The following is a 769-nucleotide window of genomic DNA, read 5'->3' on the forward strand; positions in this document are numbered from 1 at the left end:
CTGTGAGCGCTACGGGTATCGGGGCGCTGTTCGGGCACCGCCAGCGTCGGCTGGCGCGGTACTTCGGCTGATCGTCAGATCGCGATGCGGCGCGGTCGGTCGGATCCGGGCCAGACGTAGTCGAGATCGTCGGGCACGTCGGGAAAGAACCGGCGGTAGTGCTGCGGGTCCTTGCGGACGAGCACCGATTGATGGCTGCGGTGAAACGTCGGATCGCCGAGCCACGGCGGCACCTCCCCCGCCGTTGTCAATTCGTCCTGGGTGCGCGGGCTGCTGATGCCGGTCGTGCGGGTGAGGTCGGTGATCATCGTCGTCGCGCACGTGTCGGCGTGTCCCAGCCGGCACCACGCGGCGCAGATGTCGAGCCCGTAGCGGACCAGGGCCTCTTCGTAGCCCGCCCACATCGCCGCCGCGGGGTGATGACGCCAGCCGTAGCCCGGCACGGTCAGCGCGCGCACCACCTGGATGGCCTCGACCCGCTGCTTGCCCAGCCGCTTCGTGTCCAGGACGCGGGCGGTGTCGTCGAAACCCGGGCAGGGCAAAAACGTCTGCATTCTCGGCGGGATACCCGTTTAGCCGCGCGCGAGTACCGCGACGCACTCGACATGGTGCGTCAGCGGGAACGAGTCGAACACCCGCAGCTCTTCCACGGCGTACCCATGCCCGCGATACAACCCGACGTCGCGCGCGAATGACGATCAGCCGAAGTACCGCGCCAGCCGACGCTGGCGGTGCCCGAACAGCGCCCCGATACCCGTAGCGATCACAG

At 68.8% G+C, this 769-nt stretch carries 1 protein-coding gene and 1 pseudogene; both read right to left on the minus strand.

Annotation, left to right across the window (positions count from 1 at the left end):
- Positions 1-74 precede the first annotated feature (74 nt).
- Positions 75-554, minus strand: a complete 480-nt coding sequence (locus tag A5698_RS11530) for an MSMEG_6728 family protein (protein WP_068296627.1) — start codon at positions 552-554, stop codon at positions 75-77.
- A gap of 18 nt (positions 555-572) precedes the next feature.
- Positions 573-698: pseudogene (locus A5698_RS29400) on the minus strand (class I SAM-dependent RNA methyltransferase); the annotation flags it as partial.
- Positions 699-769 lie beyond the last annotated feature (71 nt).

The sequence above is a fragment of the Mycobacterium sp. E136 genome (assembly GCF_001666865.1).
In the GTDB taxonomy this organism is placed as follows: domain Bacteria; phylum Actinomycetota; class Actinomycetes; order Mycobacteriales; family Mycobacteriaceae; genus Mycobacterium.